Source organism: Hydrogenophaga intermedia (assembly GCF_000723405.1).
GTDB lineage: Bacteria > Pseudomonadota > Gammaproteobacteria > Burkholderiales > Burkholderiaceae_C > Hydrogenophaga > Hydrogenophaga intermedia.
The window spans coordinates 63,336-88,041 of record NZ_CCAE010000010.1 but is presented as its reverse complement, the minus strand read 5'-3'; the positions used below and the strand labels follow the sequence as shown (position 1 = coordinate 88,041).

Here is a 24,706-nt window from a genome sequence, read left to right as displayed (position 1 = left end):
GGGGAGCATGTGCAACATCTACGGCACCCTCAGTGAGGAGCAGTTAGAGCTGTTCCTCGGCCTCGATGACCAGATGTCGTGGGAGCAGCCCACGTGGGCGCCCGTGCTGGGCCCGCTCGCGCGCGGGCCGTTCGTCATTCGAGGCCTGCGGCCCATGGTCGGCCAGTGGGGCATGATCCCTCCAGGCTCGCGCGACCGCGTGCCGCGCCTGCCGCCCAAGCCCGGGCAGCAGCAGGGCGCCCGCATGGGCACGAACAACGCGCGGCGCGAGCGCATGAAGACCGCGCCCACCTTCCGTCGAGCCTGGGCCGATGGCCACCGCTGCCTGATCCCTGCCGCGTGGTTCCAAGAACCGTACTGGGGCATCACGCACGCCGATCCTCTGACGCGCTGGGAGAAAAGCGTGGCGTGGCGCTTTGCGCGCGCCGATGGCGAGCCCTGGATGCTGGCCGGCCTGTGGGGCACGTGGACCGATCCGGCGAGTGGCGAGATGGTGGCGAACTTCACCATGATCACGCAGAACTGCGATGGTCACCGGCTGCTGGCGCTCATGCACAAGCCCGACGTGGACCCCCGCACCAAGGAGCCGCTGCCGGTCGAGAAGCAGGACAAGCGCACGGTGGTGCCGATCGAACGCAGCGCCTGGCGCACGTGGCTGGAGGGCACGCAGGCCGAGGCCGAGGCGCTGATCACCGTGCCGCCCGCCGAGGCGTTCGCCCACGGCCCGGCCGATCCGACGAGCGAGGTCCGCCTGCCACTCTGACGCCCGGGCGATACTGTACATTCATACAGTATCATGAGGGCTTCAATCTATCGCTTGCGCGCCAGCGGCGTGCCGCTCCCACAGCCGCAGACGCCGGTGGTGGGCGACTTTCGCCTCACCAAAGAGAAGCGCGGCGACGAGACGATGAAGGTTGCGCGCCTGCTGGGCGACAGCAAGCTGGAGGCGCTGCCCCCGCTGATGAAGGCCGATGTCACAGTGGTCAGCGAGTACGGCATGGTGGTGCACGGCATCGAGGCACACAGCCGCGGCGGCTTGAAGTCGAGTGTGAGGTGGGGCCCACAGACCTGGTGGGTGTTCATCCTCACCGAGCACGCCATCGAGCGCTTCGAGAGCGAGAACCCGCTGGAGACGATGGCCGACGAATTCCGCTCAACCTCGTCCATTGGCAGAGCGCGCAAACCACCCGGCTGACGTGGCAAGCATGGCACCGTCAGGCCCCAGTTTCTCACTGGGGGCAGCATGCCGGCGCAACTGGACACGAAGAAGGCGCACCTGACGCGCTACCACGGCGACATCGCCGTGATCTTCACCTGGATCAACGACGAACGCGCGATGGTGCTGATCCCGCACCGCCGCGCTGGCGCGCCGTGGTACTGCGTGATGGAGGGTGCCGCCTACACCTGGGACGACTCCAAGAGCGAGAACGTCGCCACGGTCGCCCGCAAGGCCATGAAGGCCTGCGAGGTGCTGGGCATCGAGCCCAACATCACCAACGTGCGCCGCCTGGCCGCGCTGATCATCGACGGCCTGCCGGACCTCATCCGCATGCCCAGCTCGCCGCCGAACGAGGTGTATCGCGGCAGCTTCGGCCGCATGGTGCTGCGCGGCGCCGGCGAGGTGCTGGCGGAAGAAGACATCCGCATGGAGAAGGAGGGTGTGACCTATGGCTAACGCCCTTGAGGTCACGCCGCGCCGCGGCCGCGCGCCTGGCGACGACTACTACCGGCGCATGGGCCTCACGCGCGAGGAGCAGGAGGCCGTCGAGGGCGACCGCGCGCCGGCTCACCCCTTCGACGGGCCAGACGCGCGCGCCACGCTGCGCAAGCTGCTGGAGTGGTTCTACTACGAGCGCGACAAGCAGGCCCACAACCGCCTCGAAATGGCGATGGATGCCGACTTCTACGACAGCATCCAGTGGGATCCAGAAGACGCCCAGGCCCTGCGCGACCGCGGGCAGATGCCCCTCGTCTACAACGAAGTCGCGCCCATGTGCGACTGGCTCATCGGCACCGAGATCCGAACGCGCGTGGACTGGAGCGTGCTGCCGCGCACCGAGGACGACGTGCAGCTCGCCGACGTGAAGACGAAGACCCTCAAGTACGTCTCCGATGTCAACCGCGTGCCGTCCAACCGCTCGCGCAGCTTCTCCGATGCCATCAAGGCCGGCCTCGGCTGGATCGACGACGGCGTGCGCGATGACCCCACGCAGGACCGTATCTACAACCGCTATGAGGACTGGCGCAATGTCCTGTACGACTCTCTGAGCTACGAGCTGGACCTGTCCGACGCCCGCTACGTGTTCCGCTGGCGCTGGGTCGATGAGGACATCGCGCTGGCCATGTACCCCGATCGCGCCGACGCCATCCGCGCCGCGGTCGAGAACCACCAGACGCAGACGATGTCCGACTGGGAGGAAGACACCTGGTACACGTCCGAGGAGCTGCTTTCGGGTTCCAAGACCGGCACGCTGCGCGCCTCAGGCCAGGGGATGATGATCGACGCCAAGCGCCGGCGCGTGAAGATCTACGAGGCCCAGTACCGCATGCCGGCCGACTCGAAGATCGTGGCCGACGGCCCCCTGCAGGGCGTGTTCTTCGACCCCCGCGACAAGGCACTGTCGATGCACCTGGCCGTCAACAACTACCAGGTCATCGACAAGGTGGTGATGCGCGTGCACATGGCGCTGTTCACCGAGTCCCACATGCTGCGCATGGGCGTGTCGCCCTATCGGCACAACCGCTTCACGCTCACGCCTGTCTGGTGCTACCGGCGCGGCCGAGATCGCCTGCCCTACGGCGTCATCCGCCGCGTGCGCGACATTCAGCAGGATCTGAACAAGCGCGCGAGCAAGGCGCTGTTCCAGATCAACACGCAGCAGATCATCGCGGAGGACGGCGCCACGGACGACTGGGATGAACTGCGCGAGGAGGCCGGTCGACCCGATGGCCTCATCATCGGCAAGTCCGGTAAGAAGTTGGAGATCCGGCCGGGCGTGGACGTGGCTGCAGCGCAGGTGCAGATGATGACCCTGCAGGGCCAGGCCATCCAGAAGAGCGGAGGTGTGGCGCAGGAGAACATGGGTCGGCCCACCAATGCCGTGTCCGGCCGGGCCATCGAAGCGCGTCAGATGCAGGGCAGCGTGGTCACCACCGAGCCCTTCGAGAACCTGCGCCTTGCCACCCAGGTATCGGGTGAGAAGCAGCTCAGCAATGCCGAGCAGTTCTACACCGAGCAGAAGATCATGCGCCTCACCGGCGCCAAGGGCGCGATCGAGTGGGTGAAGATCAACCAGCCCGAGGTGCAGCCCGACGGCTCGGTGCGCTGGCTCAACGACATCACGGCCAGCAAGGCCGACTTCATCGTGAGCGAGGCGGACTACGCCGGCACCCTGCGCCAGGTGATGTTCGAGAACCTGCAGCAGATCGCCCAGCGCCTGCCGCCCGAGATCGCGCTGCGTCTGCTGATCATTGCCTACGAGTTCTCCGACCTGCCCAACAAGGACGAGATCGCCGGCGAAATCCGCCGCATGACGGGTGAGCGCGACCCCAACAAGCCGATGACGCCCGAGGAGACGGCGCAGGCCGAGCAGCAGATGCGCGCCCAGGCCGAAGCGCTGGAGGTGCAGCGCCAGATGGCTCTGGCCTCCCTGGAAGAGACGCAGGGCAAGGCCCGCAAGCTCATGGCAGAGGCGAACAAGATCGAGGCCGAAGCGCAGGCCGTCGCGGCAGGCGAGGGCGGTGACATCACGCCCGCGGTGCAGCAGGCCGTGGCGCAGCTCCGCCAGGAAGCCGACCAGGTGATCGAGAAGCTGTCGGCCGACCTGCAAAAGGCCCGCTCGGACCTGGCCAACCGCACGTTGCAGATCCGTGCCGACTCCGATTCCAAGCTGGAAGCCGCGCGCATCGACGCCGACGCCAAGATCCGCATCGCCGAGATCCAGGCCGACGCCAACAAGGTGCTGGAGCGCTTCGCCAAGACCGTCGACGACCTGCGCTCGGGCGTCGAGGCGCGCCTGGCCAAGGCCGAGCAGCAGGCCCGCGACCGCGAGATCGACCTGCGCGAGGAGGTGGTCGAGGCGCGCGAGGGTGAGCGCGACGCGAAGAAGAAGGCCAAGGCCAAGACGGAAGGCAAAGCTGAATGAGCCCGGACGAAATGGCACTCGCAGAAGAATCCCGCCGCACCGGAACACCCGTCGAGGTCCGCCTCACGGAAAGCACGCTCGCCTACATCGACGAGCGCGTGGCTCTGGCCGTCGAGAAGGGCATCGGCAAGGCGATGAACCACGAGAACGCCAAGGCCTTCTGGATGGCGGGACTGGACGTGCTGCGCACCGAGGCGCAGGACCACGCCGGGCGCATCGTCATCGGCGGCATCCGGGGCCTGATCAGCAAGGCCTTCACGTTCCTGGTGCTGGGCGGCATCGTGTATGCCGTTGGCGGGTGGTCCGCACTGGGCCGGCTCTGGTCGTTCCTCTTCCACAGCGCGACATGAAGCTCGTGGCCGACCTCATCGACCTGGGCGTGACGCCGACGCAGGCGCGCGCCTTCGCCGAGCCGCTGCACGCGGCCATGGCGCTGCATCACATCCTCACGCCACAGCGGCGTGCGGCCTTCCTGGCCCATGCCGTGATCGAGACGGCGCGGCTGTCGAGCCTGGAAGAGAACCTGCGCTACAGCGACCCCGAGCGCATCGCGCGGATCTTCCGCACCGGCTTCGACCTCGATGGCGACCGCGTGGTGGACCCGGAAGAGATCGAGTTCGCCAAGGGCTTCGTGCGCCAGCCCGAGAAGCTGGCCAACCGCGCCTATGCCAACCGCAACGGCAATGGCGACGAGGCATCGGGCGATGGCTGGCGGTACCGCGGGCGGGGCATCTTCCAGCTCACCGGGCGCGCGAACTACCGCGACGCCTCGGTGGGCGTGGGCCTGGGCGCCGTGTACCTGCACAAGCCCGAGCTGGTGGCCCAGCCGACCGATGCCTGCGTCACCGCGGCGTGGTACTGGGTCACTCGCGGCTGCAATCAGATGATCGACGCGGGCGACTTCGCCGCCACCACGCGCGCCATCAACGGCAAGGCGATGCTGCACCACGCTGAGCGCCTGGCCCTGTTCGAGGAAGGCCTGCAGGTGCTGGCCGCATAAGGAGTCAACGATGGTCAATGTCCCCATTCAGATCGCCCTGGCGCTCGCGCCAGTGGTCCCCGAGATCCTGCGCTGGATCACCGGCGACGACAAAAGCAAGGCCGCCGAGGTGGCCGAGCAGGTCGTAGGCGTGGCCGAGCGCGTCACCGGCAAGTTCGGCATGGAGGCGGCCGAGGCAGTGCGCGCCGACCCCAAGCTGATGATCCAGTTCCGCACCCGCGTGCTCGAGATCGACGCCGAGCTGGACATGGCCTACCTCGCCGATCGCCAGGACGCGCGCAAGCGCGATGTCGCGCTCGCCCAGGCAGGCCACGACAACCGCCGCAAGGACGTGATGATCGTTGGCGCCGTCGTCGGTCTGCTGGCCTGCCTGTGGGTGCTCGTGTTCTTCCGCAACCAGATCCCGGGCGAGGTGGTGGGCATTCTGTCCACGATCTCGGGCCTGTTCGGCGCTTGCCTGCGCGACGCCTTCCAGTTCGAGTTCGGCAGCTCGCGCGGCAGCGCGTCGAAGTCGCAAGACCTGCAGGTGGTGATCGACCGGCTCACGCCGCCCCGCACCCCGTAACGGTTGTCTCCACGGTGGTGGACCCTGCACTTCGCAGTGCGCCACCTTCGCCCCGGCCGGCGCAAGCCCGTCGGGGCTTTTTTCGTGGCAAGCATGGCACCTTTGGCTGGTCCCACACCCGCACCGTCTCAGGAGGCCCGCCATGTCCATCAATCGCCCGCGCGGCGGCTTCGTCAACGCCGATGCCACGGCGCCGGCGTTGCGCTACGAGCCCGTCATCAAGGCCGACCAGAGCCTGCCGGGCGGCCCGTGTCGCGGGCTGCTGGTGGGCGGTGCTGGCACCGCGAACCTCATGGACGCCTCGGGCGAGATCCGCGCCAACGTGCCGCTGCAACAGGGCTTCAACCCGCTGCAGGCGCAGCAGGTCCGCACCGGCGGCACCGCCACCGACATTTGGGCGCTGTACTGAGCGCCGCCACCACCACACCAGCAGGAGCCCACTATGCCGCGCCAACGCCACCCCGATGCACTGGACAACGGCCTCGCATACATCCGCGCCAATGCGAACCTGATGGCCCTCGTCAGCTCGTTCACCTTTGGCGACAGCTTCGCTACCCTGATGGGCCGCGTCCTGGCGGCCGCCTCGATCTCGTCGGCCGACATGACGCTGGGTAGCAGCGGCAACAACCGCACGCTGTCGGTGGCCGCCAAGACCGATAGCGCGGCCGACGCAAGCGGCGGCGGCGCCAACAACCACACGGTGCTGTTCGACACCGTGAACTCCAAGGTGCTGGAGGTGACGGAGGAGTCGGCCAAGCAAGCGATCATCGCCGGCAACCAGGTCAACATGGCCGGCTTCGTCATCACCGCCACCCAGCCCGTGGCCCCCTGAGGAGGTGGCATGCCCACTCCTCGGGCCGATTCCTACTCGGGCACGCCCGGCGCGCCGCTGTACGCGGGCATCGAGCCGCCTTCGTCCGGCGGGCCGCTGCGCCAGATCACGGACATCACCTTCCGTTCGACCTCGGGCTCCCCGCAGTCGAACGTACCGGTGACCTTCGGCCAGCCCTTCAAACTCACCGAGTTCGACCCCTCCACCGAGTCGCTGTATGGCCTGGTGGACGGCAGTGTGGTCCCGCTGCAGTTCGACGCAGTCGCCTCCCACAAGAGCAGCACGAACGCGCGCCTGGCTGTCATCAGCGCGCAGATCCCCGCCCTGGCCGCCAACGGCACCAAGGCCATGCAGATTTGGGCGGGCGACAAGTTCACGCAGCCCAGTGGCAGCTTCAACACCGACGGCTGGGATCCTGTCGTCGTCGCCACCATCGGTGGTGTCGCCTGGACCGCGGCGCCGCGCGCTCAGCTCCTTGCGCAGATCGCGGCGAACACCGGCATTCGCCTCAATGGCCCGGTCGCCAAAGAGTTCCGCGTCTCGGTGCCATTCAAGAACCCGTCGAATGCCGACCACGCGCACCTGCGCCTGCACGTCGACGTGTGCTTCTACGCGAACGGCTCGATCTACACTGACTTCATCTTTGAGAACGGGTGGCTCCTGCAGGCCAGCCCCGCAGACCTCACCTACTCGGTGAGCTGCACCCAGGGCGCCGGCGGCTCCGCCATCTTCACGCAGGCCAGCTTCACGCACCGCCACCACGCGCGCTGGCACAAGGAGGTCTGGAGCGGCGCGGGCGAGCAGGTGCGCCCGCTGCACAACAAGGCCTATTTCCTCGACTCGAAGGCGACGTGGAACTACAACCGTGAGCGCTCCGTGGCGTCCGGTGCCCTGACCACGATCCAGAACAACCTGAGCATGGGCGGCACCGGCCCGATGGCCACGGGAGGCCTCACCACCGACATGCCGGGCACGGGTGGCCGCGACGAGATCGCGCCCATCCCGAAGTGGTGCGCCATGTGGCTGCTGTCGCAGGACGAGCGCGCATGGCAGGCGATGCTGCGCAACGCCGATGCCAGCGCCACCGCGCCGGTGCACTTCCGCGATCAGACCTCGGGCCTGCCGGTGGACGTGGTGTCGCGACCCAACATCGCGGTTCGCTTCGGCACCTCCAGCCCCTCGGTGCCCTCTGGAAGCGCGAACCCCACCTGGACGCCCGACATCGCCCACCAGGGTTCGTACTGCTACATCCCCTACCTGGTCACCGGCCGCAATTTTTACCTGGAGGAAATGACCTTCTGGACGGCCTGGAACATCGCGGCGGTTGATCCATCGGGCCGTGGCACCTCGCAGGGCCACATGGGCTCGGAGCAGCTTCGCGGTGCGGCCTGGGGCTTCCGCTCCATCCTCGAATGCGCCTTCGCGCTGCCCGACAACCACGCGCAGAAGACCTACTTCCGCACGATCGCCAACAACAACATCGCCTTCTTCAACACCAACTTCACGGTGGACGGCGACAACACCTACATCTTCAAGCTCGGCGGCTTGAAGGGGATCTACAACGACAACGAGATCCCGGGCTACGAGAACGATTTCTTCATGTACGTGGCCTCCTGGGCCATCGAGAACGGCGAAACCGGCCTGCAGGCCACCTTCAACAACATCGCTCGCTACGGCGTCGGCCGCTTCACCGCGGCGGTGCAGGCCCTGGGCTTCTGCACCTCGAAGGGCGCGCACTACTGGAACGTCTCCCGCTCGGGCGGCAACCCCATCACCGATTGGGCGACCTACGGCACCGCCAACGGATCCGGGCCCACCTGCGGCACGGTGGCCAACGGCGACGGCGCCTATCCCGACTGGGCCGAGGGCTACGCGGCGGTGTCGCGCGGCATGTTGGGCGCCGCGACGAACGCCGGTCACGCCGATGGCGCTGCTGCCTATGCGCGCTGGCTGACGTTCACGCCCAACCTGGCGCCTGACTTCGCCAACAGCCCGCAGTACGACATCGTGCCGAGGTAAGGACGCGCCATGGCAAAGCCCATCATCGTCGACGCCTTCGCCATCGACCTCGGCAACACGATCGATCCGGAGGTTGTGCTCCCGGAGGATGTGCCTGCTGGCGCGAACGTGGTCGCGATCTTCCTCGGTGGAACGAACGACAGCGACCTCAACGTGGTTGCGATCTCGTCGGACTTTTCCGGCTCGTTCGTGCAGCAGGAGTTGGCCTCCAGCTATGAGGGCTACGGCATCTGTGCGGCGACCGCTGCGCTCTCGGCCTTCGGCCCAGGGCGCACGCTCTCCGTCGACTGGAACGTGGCGCCGCCCTACGGCCCCTATTGCGTGGCGGTGTTCCTGAAGGTAGACGACCCCGCTGACTTCGCAGCGGCGGCAGGCCTTGGCCGCCTGGCCGGCACCAACGTCTCGGCGAACCCGAGCAACGCCAATGACCTGGTGCTCGCTGCACACATCGTCTATGGCGACACGGCGCCCGCGCTTCCCGCAGGCGGCACGAACGTCTATGTGAGCCCGGGCCCGATCCGCGACACCTTGATGCGGGTGTCGGTGGTCCCCACGGTGATGCCCACCACCACGGTGACCATGCCAGCAGGCGACTACGCCGCCATGGCTGTGCTGCCGCTCAAGGACAAGGGCGGCGTCAGCGACACTACGCCGCCGACGCTCACCTCGCCGACTGGCACCAAGACGGGCAGCAGCACGGCCACCGGCACGGTGTCCACCAACGAAGCCAATGGCACGGCTTATGCCGTGGTGACCACGTCGGCGACCGCGCCCACGGCGGCCCAGGTGCGCGCTGGCCAGGACCACACCGGCGCCGCGGCGGCGTGGGCCGGAAATCAGGCTGTGGGCTCCACGGGGGTCAAGACCTTCAACGCCACGGGCCTCGCGGGCAGCACCACCTTCCGCTACCACTTTCATCAACGCGACGCCGCGAACAACGATTCCGCCGTGGTCACGTCGGCGGCCTTCACCACTGACGCGCCAGCCGACACGACGCCGCCCACGCTGAGCAGCCCCACGGGCGCGGCCACGGGTACGACCACGGCCAGCGGCTCAGTCTCGACGAACGAAGCCAACGGCACGCTGTATCGCGTCACGACCACCAACGCAACCGAATCGGCGGCCACGGTGAAGGCGGGCGCCTCGCAGGCCGTGACAACCACGGGCGTGCAGAACATGGGCGCCACGGGCCTCACGCCTGGCACGACGTACCGACACCACTACCTGCACCGCGACGCAGCCGGCAATGACTCGGCTGTGGTGTCGAGCGCGCCTTTCGCCACCACCTCATCGGATACGACCGCGCCCATCCTGAGCGCTGGCTCCGCCGTGGTGGAGTCGAACGCGCTGATCGTTGTGGGCGCCACCACGGACGAGGGCAACGGCACCATGTACCTGGTGCTCACCAGCTCGTCGACGCCGCCCAGCGCCACGCAGGTGCGCAACGGCCAGGACCACACGGGTGCCGCGGCGGCCCTCGCGGCGAACCAGGCGATCGGCTCGGCCGGCGCCAAGTCGTTCAACGCCACTGGCCTCGCTTCGCTCACGGGCTACTACCCCTACCTCGTGCACCGCGATGCCGCAGGCAACGATTCGTCGGTACTGGCCATCGGCCTGCGCACGACCTTCCGCGACGGCGCGACTGGCCAGTACATCCTGGACAACACCGGGCCCGTGGGCGGCGCGCCGGCCGGCATCCTCTTCAACGACGTTGACGCCGGCGACGAGGACAAGTGGTTCAGTTTTCGCATCGTCACGCCGCCGGTCAACGACGAAGACTTCGACATCGACCCGCAGGGCCGCTTCACCTACACGGGCCCCAGCGCCGACTTCTTCGAGTACCAGCTCGAGGTCGATGGCGTGGACGTGGGAAGCCCCGTGCGGGTCGACCTGTACGACGAGGGGCACGTCGCCACGCCCGCGAATTCGGTGTCTGGCAGCACCTCGACCGCGTCCTCGGCGACGCAGGTGCAGAAGGCCGAGCCCGCGGGCTCGGTGTCGGGCTCGACCAGCTCGGCTCCGTCTGCCACGCAGGTGCAGCAGGCCACGCCAGCCGGGTCTGTCTCTGGCTCCACTTCCACGGCGTCGTCGGCGACGCAGGTCCACCAGGTAACGCCCGCGAATTCGGTGTCTGGCAGCACCTCGACCAGCAACACGGCCACGCACCCTCCCGAGCCCAGCGAAGGCGGCCACCGCACCGGCGTGTCCATCGCCCTGCGGATCTCGCTCTGAGCGCGTGGCAAGCATGGCAGGCTCCCGCGCGATCGTCACCACCGCCACCGGAGAACCACCATGGCCAAGTCGAAGAAGTCCCACTGCTGCATCGGCCCCGATGAGGAGTGGCGCGCCGAGTCGGACGCTCGCACGTTGATCGAGGCCGAGAAGATCAAGGCCGACGCGAAGCGCCTGGAGAAGGCCCGGGCCTGGGCCGCCAAGCAGGTGCAGGACGCGGCGGCGGTGGCGGCGACCAAGCCCACCACCTGATTCCGTTTCCCCTCACCACCACCAAGGAGCGCGCATGAGTGCAGCCGACAACACCGCTTTCGACAAGGATCTGCTCGGAACCCTCACGGATGAAGAGCGGGCCGCGATGGCCGAAAGCGAGCACACCCCCGAGGAACTGGCCGCCCTGGCCGAGATCGCTGGCGACACGCCCGCGGCTGTCAAGCCCGGGCAGGAGGTCGACGACGATGGCGACGATGACGACGACGAGCCCGCTGCAGCGACGCCGGCCGCCGCCCCAGCAGCCGCGCCCGCCGATGCTGCGCAAGCGCCCGCCGCCGCCCCGGCCGAGCCCACTGCAGCCCCTGCTGCCGCACCCGCAGCGCCGGCGGAAGTGGAGGACGACGATGCCGCGCCGCGCCAGCGCTACAAGGCCGAGCTGCCCGCCGACTACGACGCGCAGATGCAGTCGATCAAGGAGCAGGACGCCGACGCCCGCGCCAAGTTCAAGGCCGGCGAGATCGACATCGACGAGCGCGATCGCCTGATCGACGAGGCGCGCGAGAAGCGCGAGGAGCTGCTGGTGCAGCGCGCGCGCGTCGAAACCCTCAACACGGCGAACGAGCAGGACGCGCAGGCGCAGTGGCAGGGTGCCATCAGCACCTTCATGAAGGACACCAAGGCGCTGCCGGCCGAACAGGGCGGCCTCGACTACAGCAAGGATCCGGCGAAGCTCAAGGACTTCGACATCTTCGTTCGGCACCTGGCCAACGACGACGCCAACGCGACGCGCTCCTCGCGCTGGTTCCTGGCCGAAGCGCACAAGCGCGTGCTGGCCCTGCACGGCCTCTCCGCGCGCGCGCCGGCACCGAGCCCTGCGCCCGCCGCCACTCCCGCTGCTGCGCCGGTCGACCCCAAAGCCACGGTGAAGGCCGCCGCCGCTCAGCGCAGCGCCGCCGATGCAGCGAAGGCCGCTGCCGAGGCCTCGCTGGCCCAGGTGCCGGGCGGCGAAGGGCAGGGCGACCTCGGCGGCGACGAGTTCGCCGACATCATGAGCCTGGAGGGCCAGGACTACGAAGACGCCATCGCTCGCATGACGCCCGCGCAGCGCGAGAAGTTCAAGCAGGGATGACCGACATGGCGAAGCAGCCCGGCCTCGTGATCGACATCCGCGCAGGTGAAGAACTCGCGGTGTCCGGGCCTGCTCGCATCACCCTCATTCACAAGAGCGGGCAGTTCGCACGGCTGCGTGTGATCGCCGCGCGCGACGTGAAGATCGAGCGCAAGGCCGAGGACAACGGCCGCAACGTCGTACCAAGCATGGCAACGTGATGCCCTAGCTGCAAAGCTGATCGTGGGCGCAGGAGTGCTCCAAAAAAGTGTCAACTTTTAAGGAGTTCTCTCAATGGCACGCACCATCATCGGCGTGAACGACGCCAAGGCCGTCAAGAAGTGGGCCGGCCTGCTCGCCTACGACACGAGCCACAAGTCCTACTTCAACCAGCGGTTCATGGCGCGCGGTGCCGAGGCCGAGGTGCCCATCCAGATCCTCACCGACCTGGAGTCCGACGCCGGCGAGACGATCAGCTACGACCTGCTGGCCGAACTCAAGATGGCCCCCGTCGAGGGCGAGGACATCCTCGAAGGCAAGGAAGAAGGCCAGCGCTTCTACACGGACCAGATCTACATCGATCAGGCCCGTTGCGGTGTGAACACCGGCGGTCGCATGACCCGCAAGCGCACGCTGCACGACCTGCGCGAGAAGGCCAAGCGCCAGCAGTCGAGCTGGTGGGCCCGCCTGCAGGATGAGCTGCTGTTCATCTACCTGTCCGGCGCGCGGGGCATCAACCCCAACTTCCTGCTGCCGCTGGCCTACGCCGGCCGCGCCAACAACGCTCTGGTGAGCCCCGATGCGCAGCACACGCTGTACGGCGGCGACGCCACCGCGTTCAACAACATCGACGCCAACGACAAGCTCGACCTGAGCCTGATCGACAAGGCGAAGACCCGCGCGGACAGCCAGGGCGGTGGCGCCACCGACATCCCCGTGCTGCAGCCCGTGAAGATGGACGGCGAAGAGACCTTCGTGTGCGTGATGCACACCTTCCAGGAAGACGACCTGCGCCGCAACACCAACACGGGCCAGTGGCTGGACATCCAAAAGGCCGCCGCCGGTGCCGAAGGCCGCAAGAACCCGATCTTCAAGGGCTCCCTGGGCATGTACCGCGGCGTGATCCTGCACAGCCACCGCAACGCCATCCGCTTCAACACGGCGGGCGCTGGCGGCAACGTGGAAGCCGCGCGCGCCCTGTTCATGGGCTCGCAGGCCGCCGTGGTCGCCTTCGGCTCGCCGGGCACCAACATGCGCTTCGACTGGCACGAGGAAACCCGTGACAACGGCGACAAGGTGGTGATCTCCACCTCCTCGATCTTCGGCGTCAAGAAGGTCACCTTCACCACGCCGGTGGGCGCGCAGGACTTCGGCCTGTTCTCGCTCGACACCGCCTGCGCGGCTCGCTGATCGGCCAGGCCACAACCCACTGATCAAGGAGAACCCACATGTTCGCCAACAGCAACGACTACCTCACCGGCCGCAAGCCGGTGATCTTCCCCGCCGGCTCCGACCTGGTGGCGGTGCGCTTCGCTCTGCAACTGCCCCTCGCGGATCTCGCGCTCAACGACTGCGGCGCCATCGGCATCCTGCCCGCCGGTTGCGTGCCGGTGGATGTCCTCGTCGACGCTGACGACCTGGACACCGGCGCGGCCGCGCTGGTCCTGCAGGTCGGCGTGCTCAACGCCGCCGAGGACAACCTGTCCACCGACGCCGACGACGGCGGCGCGCACTGGGGTGCAACCGCTGCCGCCAACGCGGCCTTCCAGCAGCGCCTCGCGCCCAACGGCAAGGCCATGGTCAACGTCAAACCGAAGAACGTCGATCGCAAGATCGGCCTCAAAGTGGCCACCGCGCCCACCGCAGCTCAGGCCGGCGAAGTCGGCGTGACGCTGATCTACCGCGCGGCCTGATCGTTCACGGGCACCCCGTGGCGAAGTGAAGGGGGTGGAGCGATCTGCCCCCTTTTTTCATTGAACGAAGGAGCACCATGAAGCTGCAAACGTCCATCAAACCGCGCCTCGACGGCACGGTCAAAGTTACGGGCCAGGATCGCCAAACGTACACGTTTGCACCTGGTCCCGACGGCGCCCTCGAATGCGACATCGAGGACGCCGCCACCCTCAAGCTGCTGCTGCGCACCGACAACTTCTGGCCCACCACGCCGGAGGACAACGAGATCGCGATGGCGCTGCTCAACCCTCCGGGCGCTGGCGACCTGGACGCCGATGACGGGCGCGACCCCGCCGACAAGACCGACCAGGACTTGGACCTCGACGACGACGACGACGGCGATCCGAACGCGCCGCCTGTGGAGGGCACGGACAACCCGCCGAAGGGCAATGGCCTCGCGCCGGAAACGGATCCCGAGAAGCGCACCGACAAGGGCAGCGTGGCCAACCCGCTGACGGACGCCGATGCCGCCGCCGACCTGGCCGGCACGCCGCGCCCCACGGCTGACGCTGCGACGCTGCTGGGCTCCGACAAGTTCGAGGCCGTGATCGCCATCGGCGAGAAGCAGTACCAGCTCGTCGACGTGGTCGCGCTGGCGCACGCCGCCAGCGGCCTGCCCGTGGACGCCTGGAACGCCCTTGGCGAGCAGGAGCGCGACGACCTCATCGCCGACCAGATCGACGCCATGGAGGAGGCCGATGGCGCCACCGGTGGCCAGCCGGATGAGGCCAACACGCCCCCGAAGACCGCGCCGGACAAGGCCGCACGCCACAACGCGGCCGTGCAGAAGGCCAAGAAGCGCGAAGCCGCGGCGAAGTGAGGTGAGGCATGCGGGCCTGGTCGTACTGGTTCCCTGACCTCGCGCCGCACCTGCCGGGATGCCCGAACATCCTCATGGTGCACGAGCTGCGGCGCGCGGCCCAGGTGTTCTTCGAGCGCTCGCGCGCATGGCGGGTGGACCTTGGTCCTCTGCCCGTGGGCGCGAGCGCTGAAACCATCGCGCTGCTGCCCGCCGATGCCTCAATGGACCTCGTCGAACTCGAGGCCGCTTGGTATGACGGCAAGCTGATGGACCCCGTGACGCCGGAAGAGCTCGACCGGGCCTACTCGGACCAGTGGCGCACGCACACCGGCACGTCGACCAAGTACATGGAGATGGAGCCGGGCGTGCTCACGCTCTACCCCAAGCCCATGGCGGCCGCTGCCGAGGGCGTGCGTGCGCGCCTGATCGTCAAGCCCAGCGACATCTCGCAGGGCCTGCCCGACGAGATCGCCAAGCGCTACCACGAGGCCATGCACATCGGCGCCAAGGCGCGGCTCATGGTCTACGCCAAGAAGCCCTGGACCGATGCGCAGATGGGCGTGGCCTACGGGGGCATGTTCTCGGCCCTGACCGATTCCGCCCACACCCGGGCGGCCAAAGCCAACGTGCGCGCGCGCATCCGCAACAGCGTGAAGTGGTGCTGACATGACCCCCCAGTCGATCATCCTGCTCGCGCGCTACGTCCTGAACGACCGCGGCACCAGCGCTGCCTCGCTACGACAGTCGAACGATGAGTTGGTCGGCTATGTGAACCAGGGCCTGCGCGAAATCGCCGCTGCCCGCGCCGACCTGTTCTCGTCCGTGGTGTCGCACCCCTGCGCCGACGGCAAGGTGGACCAGGCGCTCACCTTCGCCACGGCGCAGCGCGTCCTCGACGTGCTGTGCATCACCGATGGCGCGGCGATCACGCCCATGGACCGCTTCACGATGGACCAGTTCCGGCCCACCTGGCGCACGGACCCGGCTGGCCCAGCCGAGCACTGGGCTCCGCTGGAGGCTGACCCCCTCCGATTCTTCATCTACCCGCCGGCGCCGTCTGGCCAGCACGTCGACGTGCGCTACGCGCGCCTGCCGGCTCAGTACGCCCTGGAGGACGCGATCACGGAGCTGCCCGAGAGCTTCGAGCCGGTGCTGGCCGACTACGTCATCTACCGCAGCGAGAGCAAGGACGACGAGCACGTGCTGACCGAGCGCGCCGCTGCGCACTACACCGCCTTCAAGGCCAAGCTCGGGAGCGCCTGATGCAACTCTTCAAGAACAACGCCTTCTCGACGCTGGCCGCGGCGATCGACAACGTCGAGGGAACCCTCACGGTGGCCAGCGGCCAAGGGGACAAGTTCCCCGAGGTGGTGGCACCCCACTTCGTGATGGTCACCCTGCAGGACGCCTCGAACAACATCGAGATCGTGAAAGTCACGTCGCGCCTGGGCGGCGCCGACACGATGGCCGTCGAGAGGGCGCAGGAGGGCACCACGGCGCGCGCCTGGAACCTGGGCGACATCGTCGAGCTGCGCGTGACCGCGTTCGGGCTGCAGCCCCTGCAGGTCTTCGCTGGCGCTGCCACGGCACAGGCCATGCGCGACGCGATGGCCGTGCCCTCGCGCACCGGCGGCGATGCTTCCGGCACCTGGGGCATTTCAATCTCGGGTGTCGCGGCGACCGCCACCGCGCTGGCCACCCCGCGCAACATCAACGGCACGCCGTTCAACGGCGCGGCGAACATCACCACGTCCTACTGGGGCACCGCGCGATCTCTCACCGTTGGCGCCCAAACCCGGTCGGTCGATGGCTCGGCCAACGTGTCGTTCTCGCACAGCGAGATCGACGTGCCGCGACGCGATGGCACCGGCGCCACCGGCAACTGGGGCATCAACATCCTGGGCAATGCGAGCACGGCTACGCTCGCAGCCGGCGCGCTGAGCTTGACCTCGACCGCCACGATTCACAGCAACGCCACAGCCGTCACCCAGGCCGCGAAGAACGCCACGACCCAGGTGGCCACCACCGCATTCGTCGACCGCCTGCGCAGCCTCTTGCCTGGCATCACCAGTGGCCCTCTCGCTGAAACCGAGCGTGGCTCGGCGTGCCACGCGAACGGCAACATCACGGTTCCGGCCAACGTGTTCAGTGCCGATGACGTCGTCACGATCTACAACAACACTGCTGGCGCCATCAGCATCATCCAGGGAGCAGGGTTGACTCTGCGTCTGGTAGCAACCGCAACGACCGGCACGCGCGGCCTGCTGGCGCGGGGCATGGCGACGATCTTCTTCGTCTCCGCCACCGAGGCTGTGGTGTCGGGGGCCGGGGTCACCTGATGGCCGGCATCCACAACGCGCTGCTCGCCACGAAGGCCACCGAGCCCAAGATCTTCCTCGGGTCGGACACGGCGAACTTCAACCTGCGCACCGCGGCCATGGCCGCTGGCTGGGATGGCCTGCAGCCGCTGCGCGCCGAGGTGGAGATCCTGACCGGCGTGGTGGTCTATGCCACCTCGACTGGCATCTACGCCTTCGACACCGGCACCACGGCCTACCCAGCCGGCTCCACGCTCAAGCTCAAGATCAACTCAGGCGCCTACGTGGTGGGCATGGGTGGCGCGGGCGGTACCGGACGCAACAACGGCGGCGCGGGTGGTGGCGGCTGTGGTGGTGGAAGCGCGCTGCGCATCATCAACATCCCGGCCGAGATCCAGAACCTTGGCGTGATCGCTGGCGGCGGCGGCGGCGGTGGTGGCGGTGGTTATGGCGCCGGCCTTGCGGTCGGAGGCGGGAAGGACGCGCCCAACTACACGCACCACTCGCCTGGCGGTGGTGGTGGCGGCGGTCGGCCCGGTCGCACGAACGCTGGCGGCGGATCAGGCGCTGGTCAAGCAACGATCGTCATCGGCAACCCACCAGGTTCCGGGTCTGGATCCTTCGCGGGCAGCGGCGGCACAGCCACGTTCAGTGGGGGGCCTGGCGGCGGCGGTGGAGGCGCTGCCGCAACGAACGGCATGGGCACGACCTGCTATGGCGGCTCAGGTGGCAACGGCGGCGACTGGGGCGCCGGAGGCGGCACCGGTGGCACGGGCTTCTGGAGCAGTGCGCCGCCGTCGAACACCAGCGTAGGCGGTTACAGCGGCGGCGGCGGCGGCGCGGCCGTCGTCGGCAACTCGAACATCACCTGGACCGCGACAGGCACGCGGATCGGAGCAATCGCATGAACTGGCAAGCAACCATCATCAAGCACAACGACGACGGCCTCACCATGGACGTGCGCTACGCGCGCGAGGGCTACGAGCCGATCGTCGTCGGCGTCATGCTGCCCCCGGTGGGCGCTGACCTGCAGCAGCACGTCGCGCAGTACGCGCCGCTGTCCACCTGGCACTGGATCGATCAGACGATGGTGGATCGGTTCGCTCCGGCGGTGGGCACCGTGATCGCGGCGCCGCCGGTTGCTTCCTCTGCGCCTGCCCCTGCGCCGGTGCCCACCATTGAGCTGGAGCCCGTGCAGTGAGCGACTTCCGCTTCGAGCGCTACGAGGCCTTCGGCTGGATCGTGCACCGCAAGATCCTGGCGGTCGGCGAGCGCTTCGAGGTGCACGCCAACGGCGACATCGATGTGGCCAACGCGCCAGACGTGGCTGTGTGGACGCGCGGCCGGGTGCTGGTGGAGGAGCAGGGCACCGGTCGTCGCTTGCCCGATCGCCAGCCGGGCGACTCGATCCTGCGGCGCGGGCGCACGCAGGCCGGCCGCTTCGTGTGCACTGCCGCCGAGCCCAGCGAGTTCTGGTGCATCAACCGCGTGGCCAACCGCCGGCGCCAGCCGAAGCTGGCAGTACTCGACGCCGAACCGGGCCGCGAGCTGCGTCTGGTGCGCAACGCGCTGCTGTGCGAGGGCCGCGTGCGCGTGGGCGATGTCGAGCTGGCCGCGCCTCAGGCACTGGCCAAGGGCGCCCGCGTGGTGGTGCTCGAGCGCGCCATCGGCTTCCTGTTCATGGAGTGAGCATGCTGCGTCAACGCCTGTGGATGATCCCGATCGGGCAGTGGGTGGGCTACCTCGGCGCCGCGCTGGCGCTGTGGGCGCTGTGGGAGGGCTTGAGCCCGTGGTGGCTGCTCGCCTGGGCCTCGGGCCACGTCTTGGGCGGCCTGGCGATCTCGGTGGCGCTGCACCGCTATTTCACGCATGGCGCCTTCCAGACCACGCCCTTCTGGCACACCGCCATGGCGCTGGCCTCCTGCATCGTGCTGCAGGGCTCGCCGCTGGCCTGGGCGGCCGCGCACCAGACCCACCATGCCCATTCCGACGGTCAGGGCGACCCGCACGACACCCGGCTCTGGTACCTGCTGTGGAAGACCTACCGCGCCGTGCCCATGGTGCGCTGGCGCCTGCAGGCGCTCCTCGACGACCGGGTGCTGAAGGCCGTGCACCGCAATGCGCTGGTGGTGGCGCTGGCCTGGGTGCTGCTGCTGCTGGCGCTGGGCCTGGCCACCGGGACGTTCCTGGCGCCGCTGGTGTTCGGCTACTTGGCGCCTATGGGGACCGTGCAGCTCGTCGGCGCCGTGCACCAGGTGGCGAGCCATCGCGGCGGCGGCGCGCGCGATATGCCGTGGCTGGAGTGGCTGCTGCCGGCCGCCGGCGAGTGGCGCCATGCCCACCACCACGACCACCCCCGCGACGCGCAGCTCGGGCGGCGCTGGTGGCACCTGGATTACGGGTGGTGGTTCATTCGCGCGATTCGTACCAAGTGAGGCACAACCCCTGTCGGGCGCCGGCGGCGGCCCGACCTTCAGCCGCCACTTCTGGAAATCCGGAGAGCATCCATGATCATCACCGCCACCTCCCAACCCCTGCGCGTCGACTACCGCGTGCAAGGCAAAACCTACAGCGAAAACATGGAGGGCGATGCCTCCAAAGACACGGCCGAAGGCACCGTCTACCCGTTCGATTCCAAGGAGGTGGCGCCCGGCGAGGCCTACCCCGTCCCCGGCAACGCGGATGTGTTGCGCATCGTGCGCCTGGGCGGCGCCGCCCAGCCGAACGCGCAAGACGCCGCCTGATCGGGCGCGGCATGCGAAGCGGGGGAGGGTAGGCCATGGGTGGCATCGCCATCGCCCCGTTTCTCGGCATGCTGCCGCGTACTGCGCCGCGCCTTCTCGGTGACGGCGCAGCAGTCGACGCCACCAACGTCATCCTGACCTCGGGCGAGATCCGCCCGCTGCGTCAACCCCTCCTCGTCAACACGCCCTCCACCAGCGGCCCCTGGCAGTCGGTCTATCGGGCCGAGAACGTCGAAGGCGGCCAGAAGTGGCTCGCCTGGGCGAAAGAGGTGGATGTCGCCCGCGGGCCGCTGCCCGCCGGCATTCCCCCGCGCTACTACTGGACCGGCGACGGCGAGCCGCGCTATGCGTCCTACGAGGACTTGCCCGACGCGCCCTTCGCGGTCGGGGTGCCTCGTCCCAAGGGCGCGCCCACTCTCACCACCGACGGCGCTGGCACTGGCGCCACGGTCAATCGGGTCTACGTCTACACCTTCTATTCGGCGCTCAACGAAGAGAGCGCTGACTCGCCCGCCACCGCCGTGGTGCAAGGCAAGGTGGACGACACGTGGACGATCTCCGACATGGACGCCTTCCCGGCCAACGCCGGCACGGGCACCGCGGTGCACGCTGCGGGGGTCACCACCTTCACCAACACCGGCAACCACTGGCTGCGCGCCGGCGACGAGATCGAGATCGGCGGCGACAAGGTGCTGGTCACCGAGACGCCCACGAACGCCACGTTCCGCGTGCTCGGCGACTATGCGGCCGACACCGCCTGGGCCCGCGTGGCGCCGTGGAACACAGTGGGCATGAAGCGCCGGCTCTACCGGCAGGCCGGCTCGACGGCCAGTTTCCAGCTCGTCGACGACGATGTCGGAACGAGCTTCAACGACAACCTGAGCGACAGCGAGATCCTGGGCGACGAATTGATCTCGCAAGCCTGGGATCCTCCGCCGCCCGGCCTGCGCGGCCTGCGCGCGCTGCCCAACGGCTGCTTGGTGGGCTTCGTGGGCACCCAGCTCTGCTATTCCGAACCCCTGCAGCCCCACGCTTGGCCGGTGAGCTACCGGCGTGTGGCCAACTTCGAGATCGTGGGCGTCGAGCCCTTCGGCTCTAACGTGGTGGTGGGCACCCGGTCGGTGCCATACATGGCCGTGGGCGTGGAGCCGGCGACCGTGCAATTCGATGCGGTGCAGCAGCGCATGCCCTGCCTGGCCAAGCGCGGCATGGTGTCGGTGGGCGATGGCGTGCTGTACCCGACGAGCTACGGCATGGCCTACGTTGGCATGAAGGGCGCATTCATCTGGTCAGATGCCTTTTTCACCCGCGCCGAGTGGCCGCCGCTGCTGCCAGCGACCATGGTGGCCGTCGAGGCGCAGGGCCGCGTGTACGTGCGTTTCGGTCAGGTCGATGGTGCTCGCGGCGTGCTGGTCTTCGATGTGGCCGAGGGCCCCGTGGGCCTGACTTTGCTCAGCGACTTTCCCGACGAGATCTACTCGGATGCCGTGAACGGCCAGATGTACCTGGTGGACAGCGAGGGCATCAAGCTGTTCGACGCGGGCGATGGCGCGCGTCCTAACTACTCGTGGCGTTCCAAGGATCTGCACCTGTCCAAGCCGCTCAACTTCGGCGTGGCCAAGGTGGACCTCGTGTCCGAAATGACCGAGGGAGACTATGAGGCGGAGCAGGCCGCGTTCGAGGAAGCGGTCGCGGCCAACGAACTCCTCGTCGCCAACTACGCCGGGCTGGGCGCGCTCAACGGGCGGCGCATCAATGCCGGGATCCTGAACGGCTCGAACATCAGGAACATCGACCAGCCGGTGCTCGCTGGCGTCACCTTCACGCTGCTGCAGAACGGCAAGGTCGTTCACTCGCGCGTGCTGGTGGCGGACCAGCGTGCTTTCAAGCTCCCCAGTGGCTTCAAGGCCGACTCGTTCCAGGTGCAGCTCACCGGGTCCGTGCGCGTGAAGTCGGTGAAGCTGGCCGAGACGATGGATGACCTGAAAAGGCTGTGAGCACCAAGCCCGCCATTCCGCCGGTACCGGTCGACCCCTCGCGGTCGAAGTTCGACAGTGCCTTGAAGGAGTCTCTGGAGACGATCATGGGCAGGCGCGACACCCGCCTGAAGCTGCTGCCGCCCGACGCCGACCTGCCGGCCGTCATCGCCAAGGTGAACGAGATCCTGCGGCTGCTCCAGTAGCCGGCGCGCGGCCCGCAGGCCCAGCGTGGCAAGCATGGCAGGCTCGCCGCCATGGGCAAATCCATCGTCGTCGGTCAGAAAGAGCGCGTGGGCGCGTGGGTGGCCGAGCGCGTGGACCTGCAGGCACCTTGGGTCAATTTCGAGGCCATGGGCCTTGAGCTCAACGGGGAGTTGATCGCTGGCGTGGTGTTCGACAGCTACGTGAAGGATGCGCGCTGCTGCATGCACGTGGCTGGCCTGCGCGGCACCTGGCTCAACCGCCCGTTCCTGCGGGCAGCGTTCGACTACGCCTTCGGGAAGATGGGTTGCAAGGTGGTGATCGGGCTCGTCAACGCGGACAACGACGCCGCACTGCGGTTCGACCGCCACCTGGGTTTTGAAGAGGTCGCGCGGATCAAGGATGGCGCGGGCGACTGTGATCTGTTGGTGCTGGCCATGCGGCGTGAGCAATGCCGCTGGCTGACCCTGAGGGAACAGCGCGATGAAGCACTTGCTTGATATCCCGGACCTGCCGCTGCTGGCCTTCCGCCGGCGCGGCGATGGTCTGGCGCCGATGACGCTGGAGGGCGGCAAGGGGGACTCTCCACCGCCGCCCGACTACACGCCGGTCGCCCAAGCCTCCGAGGCCGCAGCGCGCATCGGCGCCGAGCTGGGCGAAAAGCAGCTCGCCGAGGGCCAGCGCCAGTACGACAACAACATGAAGGTGGCGCAGCCGGTTGTCGATGCGCAACTGGAGATCATGCGCCAGGGCATCCAGCAGGGCGCGGACTACTTCGAGCACTCGAAGAAGTTTCGCCCGGTCGAGGAGAGCCTGATCGACGAGGCGCTGGCCGGCACCGAGCAGGCCAACGCCGCCGAGCGCGACGCCATCACCGCCCAGCAGAAGGCCGACGCGCAGATGCTGCGCGATCGGGCCACGGCCTACAACGACGACGTGGCGGGCGACATTGCGCTGGCCACCGGTGGCAACCAGGCCATCTACGACAAGTACAAGGCCGACATCGAGGGCGATGTGGGTCGCGCGGTTGCGGACACGCGCGTGGGTCAGACCCAGGCCCTCAACACCGCCATGCGCCAGGCTGCGCGCTACGGCGTGATGGTGCCCTCGGACGTGACGGCGTTGTCGAACCAGAACGCGGCCGCGCTGGCCGCCGCCGCGAACAACACGCGCACGGATGGCACCAACTCCATGCGCAACGTGATCGCCGGCGGCGTGGGCCTCAAGACGGGGGCGTTCTCCACGGGCCAGGCCGCGCTCACCGACGCCGCGAACGCGACGACTGCCGCCTCCATGGCCGGGCGCAACATGCGGATCCAGGACCAGAGCCTGGACACCGCCAAGAAGCTGGACGTGGCCGGCTTGGCGCGCGGCCTGCCCGGTGCGTCCGCTGGCGCCTACTCGGTGGCCACCGGCGCCGGCAACAGCGCGGTGGGCAACCAGATGGCCCCGGGCCAGGCGCTGCAGGGCGCGATGGCACAGGGCGCCAACACGCAGATGCAGGGGCAGAACGCGCTGGTGCAGGGCAAGCTCGGGGTGCTGGGCGCGCAGAACAGCTACGCCAATGCCGTGGCGAACAGTGGCGGCGACGGTGGGCTGGGCCAGGTCGCGGGCGCGGCGCTGGGTGCGTGGGCCTCCACCGGCTTCGCGTGGTCCGACCGCCGCCTCAAGCGCGACATCCACCGCATCGGCACGACGCCGGGCGGCGCTGGCGTCTACCGCTTCCGCTACCGCTGGAGCGACGACGTGATCATCGGCGTGATGGCCGATGAGGTGCCCCACGCCGCCGTCGACATGGGCGGCTTCATGATGGTCGATTACCGCCGGGTGCACTGATGTTCGACCACGTGTTCGAGCGCCACGAGCGCGTCGCCTTCCAGTTCTCCGGCGGCAAGGACTCCACCGCGGCGCTGTTGCTGCTGCGGCCCTGGTGGAGCCAGATGACCGTGTACTGGCTGGATTCGGGGGACGCCTTTCCCGAAACCGAGCGCGTGGTGCGCGACGTGGTGGCGCTGGGCATCGAGCGCTTCGTGCGCGTGCCCGGCAAGGTGCACCAGATGATCCACGTGTACGGGCCGCCATCGGACCTCGTGCCCTTCGGTGCCAGCCAGGCGGCGCACCACTTCAAGGTGGCCCTCTCGGAGCCCATTCAGGACCGCGCCATGTGCTGCGCACGCAGCAAGTTCGTGCCGATGCACCAGCGCATGCTCGACGATGGCGTCACGCTGATCGTGCGCGGCCAGAAGGCGGTGGATCAGTTCAAAGGGCCGCACCGCAGCGGCGAGGTGGTCGACGGCATCGAGCTGCTGTTCCCGATCGAGAACTGGACCGACGGCATGGTGTCGCGCTACCTCGCGGCCGAGTGGCCGCAGGCCCTGGCCATGTACCAGCACCTCGACAAGTCGGGGGACTGCATGCGCTGCTCGGCCTGGCTGGGGGACGCTCGCGTGCGCTACCTGCGCGAGCACCACCCCGAGGCCTTCGTCGATCTCGCTGAGCGGCTGCGGGCCATCGCTGCGGCCGTCGACCAACCGATGCAACGGCTGCGCCAGGCCGTGAGCGAATGCGGGCAGGAGCCCGCGCAAGGAGACTGAC

The 24,706-nt window shown here is 68.4% G+C and carries 29 protein-coding genes; all 29 read left to right on the top strand.

Features of this window, described 5'->3' with window-relative positions:
- Positions 1–7 precede the first annotated feature (7 nt).
- The 29 genes from BN948_RS08760 to BN948_RS08615 all read left to right on the top strand — a co-directional run bounded on the left by BN948_RS08760 (position 8) and on the right by BN948_RS08615 (position 24,705).
- Positions 8–763, top strand: coding sequence for an SOS response-associated peptidase family protein (locus BN948_RS08760; protein WP_035621209.1), 756 nt, complete (start codon positions 8–10; stop codon positions 761–763).
- Between the two features lie 33 nt (positions 764–796).
- Positions 797–1,195, top strand: a complete 399-nt coding sequence (locus tag BN948_RS08755; protein ID WP_156037829.1) for a hypothetical protein — start codon at positions 797–799, stop codon at positions 1,193–1,195.
- 48 nt (positions 1,196–1,243) lie between these two features.
- Complete coding sequence (locus tag BN948_RS08750; RefSeq protein WP_035621205.1) at positions 1,244–1,675, top strand: hypothetical protein; 432 nt, start codon at positions 1,244–1,246, stop codon at positions 1,673–1,675.
- Positions 1,668–4,145: a portal protein gene (locus tag BN948_RS08745; protein ID WP_156037828.1), complete on the top strand. Its 2,478-nt coding sequence runs from the start codon at positions 1,668–1,670 to the stop codon at positions 4,143–4,145. The genes BN948_RS08750 and BN948_RS08745 overlap by 8 nt, the downstream gene beginning before the upstream one ends.
- A complete protein-coding gene (locus BN948_RS08740) occupies positions 4,142–4,495 on the top strand; it encodes a hypothetical protein (protein WP_238327227.1) in 354 nt (117 codons plus the stop codon). Before BN948_RS08745 ends, BN948_RS08740 begins: the two co-directional genes overlap by 4 nt.
- Positions 4,492–5,145 carry a glycoside hydrolase family 19 protein gene (locus BN948_RS08735; protein ID WP_035621203.1) on the top strand — a complete coding sequence of 218 codons (654 nt, stop codon included), beginning with the start codon at positions 4,492–4,494 and terminating at the stop codon, positions 5,143–5,145. Before BN948_RS08740 ends, BN948_RS08735 begins: the two co-directional genes overlap by 4 nt.
- Positions 5,146–5,155: 10 nt before the next feature.
- Entirely contained in the window at positions 5,156–5,710 is a 555-nt protein-coding gene (locus tag BN948_RS25585) for a hypothetical protein (RefSeq protein WP_051756027.1), read from the top strand.
- Positions 5,711–5,852: 142 nt separating this feature from the next.
- Complete coding sequence (locus BN948_RS08725) at positions 5,853–6,119, top strand: spike base protein, RCAP_Rcc01079 family (protein WP_035621201.1); 267 nt, start codon at positions 5,853–5,855, stop codon at positions 6,117–6,119.
- 33 nt (positions 6,120–6,152) lie between these two features.
- Positions 6,153–6,542, top strand: a complete 390-nt coding sequence (locus BN948_RS08720; RefSeq protein ID WP_035621199.1) for a hypothetical protein — start codon at positions 6,153–6,155, stop codon at positions 6,540–6,542.
- Positions 6,543–6,551: 9 nt separating this feature from the next.
- Positions 6,552–8,561: a hypothetical protein gene (locus BN948_RS08715; RefSeq protein WP_035621197.1), complete on the top strand. Its 2,010-nt coding sequence runs from the start codon at positions 6,552–6,554 to the stop codon at positions 8,559–8,561.
- A gap of 9 nt (positions 8,562–8,570) precedes the next feature.
- Positions 8,571–10,793 (top strand): hypothetical protein, encoded by a 2,223-nt coding sequence (locus BN948_RS26575; RefSeq protein WP_035621195.1) that lies wholly within the window; start codon positions 8,571–8,573, stop codon positions 10,791–10,793.
- 60 nt (positions 10,794–10,853) lie between these two features.
- Positions 10,854–11,045, top strand: coding sequence for a hypothetical protein (locus BN948_RS08705; protein ID WP_035621193.1), 192 nt, complete (start codon positions 10,854–10,856; stop codon positions 11,043–11,045).
- A gap of 34 nt (positions 11,046–11,079) precedes the next feature.
- The gene (locus BN948_RS08700) at positions 11,080–12,135 is read left to right on the top strand and encodes a hypothetical protein (protein ID WP_035621192.1); all 1,056 of its coding nucleotides are present in this window, start codon (positions 11,080–11,082) and stop codon (positions 12,133–12,135) included.
- A 5-nt stretch (positions 12,136–12,140) separates the two neighbouring features.
- Complete coding sequence (locus BN948_RS08695) at positions 12,141–12,335, top strand: hypothetical protein (protein ID WP_156037827.1); 195 nt, start codon at positions 12,141–12,143, stop codon at positions 12,333–12,335.
- A 73-nt stretch (positions 12,336–12,408) separates the two neighbouring features.
- Positions 12,409–13,524, top strand: coding sequence for a N4-gp56 family major capsid protein (locus BN948_RS08690; RefSeq protein WP_035621188.1), 1,116 nt, complete (start codon positions 12,409–12,411; stop codon positions 13,522–13,524).
- A gap of 38 nt (positions 13,525–13,562) precedes the next feature.
- Positions 13,563–14,027, top strand: coding sequence for a hypothetical protein (locus BN948_RS08685; protein WP_035621186.1), 465 nt, complete (start codon positions 13,563–13,565; stop codon positions 14,025–14,027).
- 77 nt (positions 14,028–14,104) lie between these two features.
- Positions 14,105–14,887: a hypothetical protein gene (locus tag BN948_RS08680; RefSeq protein ID WP_035621184.1), complete on the top strand. Its 783-nt coding sequence runs from the start codon at positions 14,105–14,107 to the stop codon at positions 14,885–14,887.
- An 8-nt stretch (positions 14,888–14,895) separates the two neighbouring features.
- Complete coding sequence (locus tag BN948_RS08675) at positions 14,896–15,534, top strand: phage adaptor protein (RefSeq protein ID WP_156037826.1); 639 nt, start codon at positions 14,896–14,898, stop codon at positions 15,532–15,534.
- Position 15,535: 1 nt separating this feature from the next.
- On the top strand, positions 15,536–16,132 hold the full coding sequence (locus BN948_RS08670) for a phage adaptor protein (RefSeq protein WP_035621181.1): 597 nt from the start codon (positions 15,536–15,538) through the stop codon (positions 16,130–16,132).
- The gene (locus BN948_RS25580) at positions 16,132–17,208 is read left to right on the top strand and encodes a hypothetical protein (protein ID WP_051756025.1); all 1,077 of its coding nucleotides are present in this window, start codon (positions 16,132–16,134) and stop codon (positions 17,206–17,208) included. Before BN948_RS08670 ends, BN948_RS25580 begins: the two co-directional genes overlap by 1 nt.
- On the top strand, positions 17,208–18,095 hold the full coding sequence (locus BN948_RS27470; RefSeq protein WP_051756021.1) for a hypothetical protein: 888 nt from the start codon (positions 17,208–17,210) through the stop codon (positions 18,093–18,095). Before BN948_RS25580 ends, BN948_RS27470 begins: the two co-directional genes overlap by 1 nt.
- A complete protein-coding gene (locus tag BN948_RS08655) occupies positions 18,092–18,388 on the top strand; it encodes a hotdog family protein (protein WP_035621180.1) in 297 nt (98 codons plus the stop codon). Before BN948_RS27470 ends, BN948_RS08655 begins: the two co-directional genes overlap by 4 nt.
- Positions 18,385–18,876: a hypothetical protein gene (locus tag BN948_RS08650; RefSeq protein ID WP_035621179.1), complete on the top strand. Its 492-nt coding sequence runs from the start codon at positions 18,385–18,387 to the stop codon at positions 18,874–18,876. Before BN948_RS08655 ends, BN948_RS08650 begins: the two co-directional genes overlap by 4 nt.
- A gap of 2 nt (positions 18,877–18,878) precedes the next feature.
- Positions 18,879–19,622, top strand: a complete 744-nt coding sequence (locus BN948_RS08645; RefSeq protein ID WP_035621177.1) for a fatty acid desaturase — start codon at positions 18,879–18,881, stop codon at positions 19,620–19,622.
- 72 nt (positions 19,623–19,694) lie between these two features.
- Positions 19,695–19,931: a hypothetical protein gene (locus BN948_RS08640; protein WP_035621175.1), complete on the top strand. Its 237-nt coding sequence runs from the start codon at positions 19,695–19,697 to the stop codon at positions 19,929–19,931.
- A 35-nt stretch (positions 19,932–19,966) separates the two neighbouring features.
- A complete protein-coding gene (locus BN948_RS08635) occupies positions 19,967–21,928 on the top strand; it encodes a hypothetical protein (protein ID WP_035621173.1) in 1,962 nt (653 codons plus the stop codon).
- Positions 21,929–22,164: 236 nt separating this feature from the next.
- Complete coding sequence (locus BN948_RS08625) at positions 22,165–22,611, top strand: GNAT family N-acetyltransferase (protein WP_051756018.1); 447 nt, start codon at positions 22,165–22,167, stop codon at positions 22,609–22,611.
- Positions 22,595–23,947 (top strand): tail fiber domain-containing protein, encoded by a 1,353-nt coding sequence (locus BN948_RS25570; protein WP_051756015.1) that lies wholly within the window; start codon positions 22,595–22,597, stop codon positions 23,945–23,947. The genes BN948_RS08625 and BN948_RS25570 overlap by 17 nt, the downstream gene beginning before the upstream one ends.
- The gene (locus BN948_RS08615; protein WP_051755980.1) at positions 23,947–24,705 is read left to right on the top strand and encodes a phosphoadenosine phosphosulfate reductase domain-containing protein; all 759 of its coding nucleotides are present in this window, start codon (positions 23,947–23,949) and stop codon (positions 24,703–24,705) included. The genes BN948_RS25570 and BN948_RS08615 overlap by 1 nt, the downstream gene beginning before the upstream one ends.
- The last annotated feature ends 1 nt before the right edge of the window (position 24,706 follow it).

What these genes read in the sequence shown, in the direction of transcription:
- BN948_RS08670 (WP_035621181.1), top strand. Translation starts at nt 15,536, where the DNA reads ATGACCCCCCAGTCGATCATCCTGCTCGCGCGCTACGTCCTGAACGAC.
- BN948_RS08640 (WP_035621175.1), top strand. Translation starts at nt 19,695, where the DNA reads ATGATCATCACCGCCACCTCCCAACCCCTGCGCGTCGACTACCGCGTG.
- BN948_RS27470 (WP_051756021.1), top strand. Translation starts at nt 17,208, where the DNA reads ATGGCCGGCATCCACAACGCGCTGCTCGCCACGAAGGCCACCGAGCCC.
- BN948_RS08625 (WP_051756018.1), top strand. Translation starts at nt 22,165, where the DNA reads ATGGGCAAATCCATCGTCGTCGGTCAGAAAGAGCGCGTGGGCGCGTGG.
- BN948_RS08740 (WP_238327227.1), top strand. Translation starts at nt 4,142, where the DNA reads ATGAGCCCGGACGAAATGGCACTCGCAGAAGAATCCCGCCGCACCGGA.
- BN948_RS08700 (WP_035621192.1), top strand. Translation starts at nt 11,080, where the DNA reads ATGAGTGCAGCCGACAACACCGCTTTCGACAAGGATCTGCTCGGAACC.
- BN948_RS08685 (WP_035621186.1), top strand. Translation starts at nt 13,563, where the DNA reads ATGTTCGCCAACAGCAACGACTACCTCACCGGCCGCAAGCCGGTGATC.
- BN948_RS08755 (WP_156037829.1), top strand. Translation starts at nt 797, where the DNA reads ATGAGGGCTTCAATCTATCGCTTGCGCGCCAGCGGCGTGCCGCTCCCA.
- BN948_RS08675 (WP_156037826.1), top strand. Translation starts at nt 14,896, where the DNA reads ATGCGGGCCTGGTCGTACTGGTTCCCTGACCTCGCGCCGCACCTGCCG.
- BN948_RS08720 (WP_035621199.1), top strand. Translation starts at nt 6,153, where the DNA reads ATGCCGCGCCAACGCCACCCCGATGCACTGGACAACGGCCTCGCATAC.
- BN948_RS08750 (WP_035621205.1), top strand. Translation starts at nt 1,244, where the DNA reads ATGCCGGCGCAACTGGACACGAAGAAGGCGCACCTGACGCGCTACCAC.
- BN948_RS08735 (WP_035621203.1), top strand. Translation starts at nt 4,492, where the DNA reads ATGAAGCTCGTGGCCGACCTCATCGACCTGGGCGTGACGCCGACGCAG.
- BN948_RS08655 (WP_035621180.1), top strand. Translation starts at nt 18,092, where the DNA reads ATGAACTGGCAAGCAACCATCATCAAGCACAACGACGACGGCCTCACC.
- BN948_RS08760 (WP_035621209.1), top strand. Translation starts at nt 8, where the DNA reads ATGTGCAACATCTACGGCACCCTCAGTGAGGAGCAGTTAGAGCTGTTC.
- BN948_RS08615 (WP_051755980.1), top strand. Translation starts at nt 23,947, where the DNA reads ATGTTCGACCACGTGTTCGAGCGCCACGAGCGCGTCGCCTTCCAGTTC.
- BN948_RS25585 (WP_051756027.1), top strand. Translation starts at nt 5,156, where the DNA reads ATGGTCAATGTCCCCATTCAGATCGCCCTGGCGCTCGCGCCAGTGGTC.
- BN948_RS08745 (WP_156037828.1), top strand. Translation starts at nt 1,668, where the DNA reads ATGGCTAACGCCCTTGAGGTCACGCCGCGCCGCGGCCGCGCGCCTGGC.
- BN948_RS08635 (WP_035621173.1), top strand. Translation starts at nt 19,967, where the DNA reads ATGGGTGGCATCGCCATCGCCCCGTTTCTCGGCATGCTGCCGCGTACT.
- BN948_RS08690 (WP_035621188.1), top strand. Translation starts at nt 12,409, where the DNA reads ATGGCACGCACCATCATCGGCGTGAACGACGCCAAGGCCGTCAAGAAG.
- BN948_RS08725 (WP_035621201.1), top strand. Translation starts at nt 5,853, where the DNA reads ATGTCCATCAATCGCCCGCGCGGCGGCTTCGTCAACGCCGATGCCACG.
- BN948_RS25570 (WP_051756015.1), top strand. Translation starts at nt 22,595, where the DNA reads ATGAAGCACTTGCTTGATATCCCGGACCTGCCGCTGCTGGCCTTCCGC.
- BN948_RS08715 (WP_035621197.1), top strand. Translation starts at nt 6,552, where the DNA reads ATGCCCACTCCTCGGGCCGATTCCTACTCGGGCACGCCCGGCGCGCCG.
- BN948_RS25580 (WP_051756025.1), top strand. Translation starts at nt 16,132, where the DNA reads ATGCAACTCTTCAAGAACAACGCCTTCTCGACGCTGGCCGCGGCGATC.
- BN948_RS08645 (WP_035621177.1), top strand. Translation starts at nt 18,879, where the DNA reads ATGCTGCGTCAACGCCTGTGGATGATCCCGATCGGGCAGTGGGTGGGC.
- BN948_RS08705 (WP_035621193.1), top strand. Translation starts at nt 10,854, where the DNA reads ATGGCCAAGTCGAAGAAGTCCCACTGCTGCATCGGCCCCGATGAGGAG.
- BN948_RS08695 (WP_156037827.1), top strand. Translation starts at nt 12,141, where the DNA reads ATGGCGAAGCAGCCCGGCCTCGTGATCGACATCCGCGCAGGTGAAGAA.
- BN948_RS08680 (WP_035621184.1), top strand. Translation starts at nt 14,105, where the DNA reads ATGAAGCTGCAAACGTCCATCAAACCGCGCCTCGACGGCACGGTCAAA.
- BN948_RS26575 (WP_035621195.1), top strand. Translation starts at nt 8,571, where the DNA reads ATGGCAAAGCCCATCATCGTCGACGCCTTCGCCATCGACCTCGGCAAC.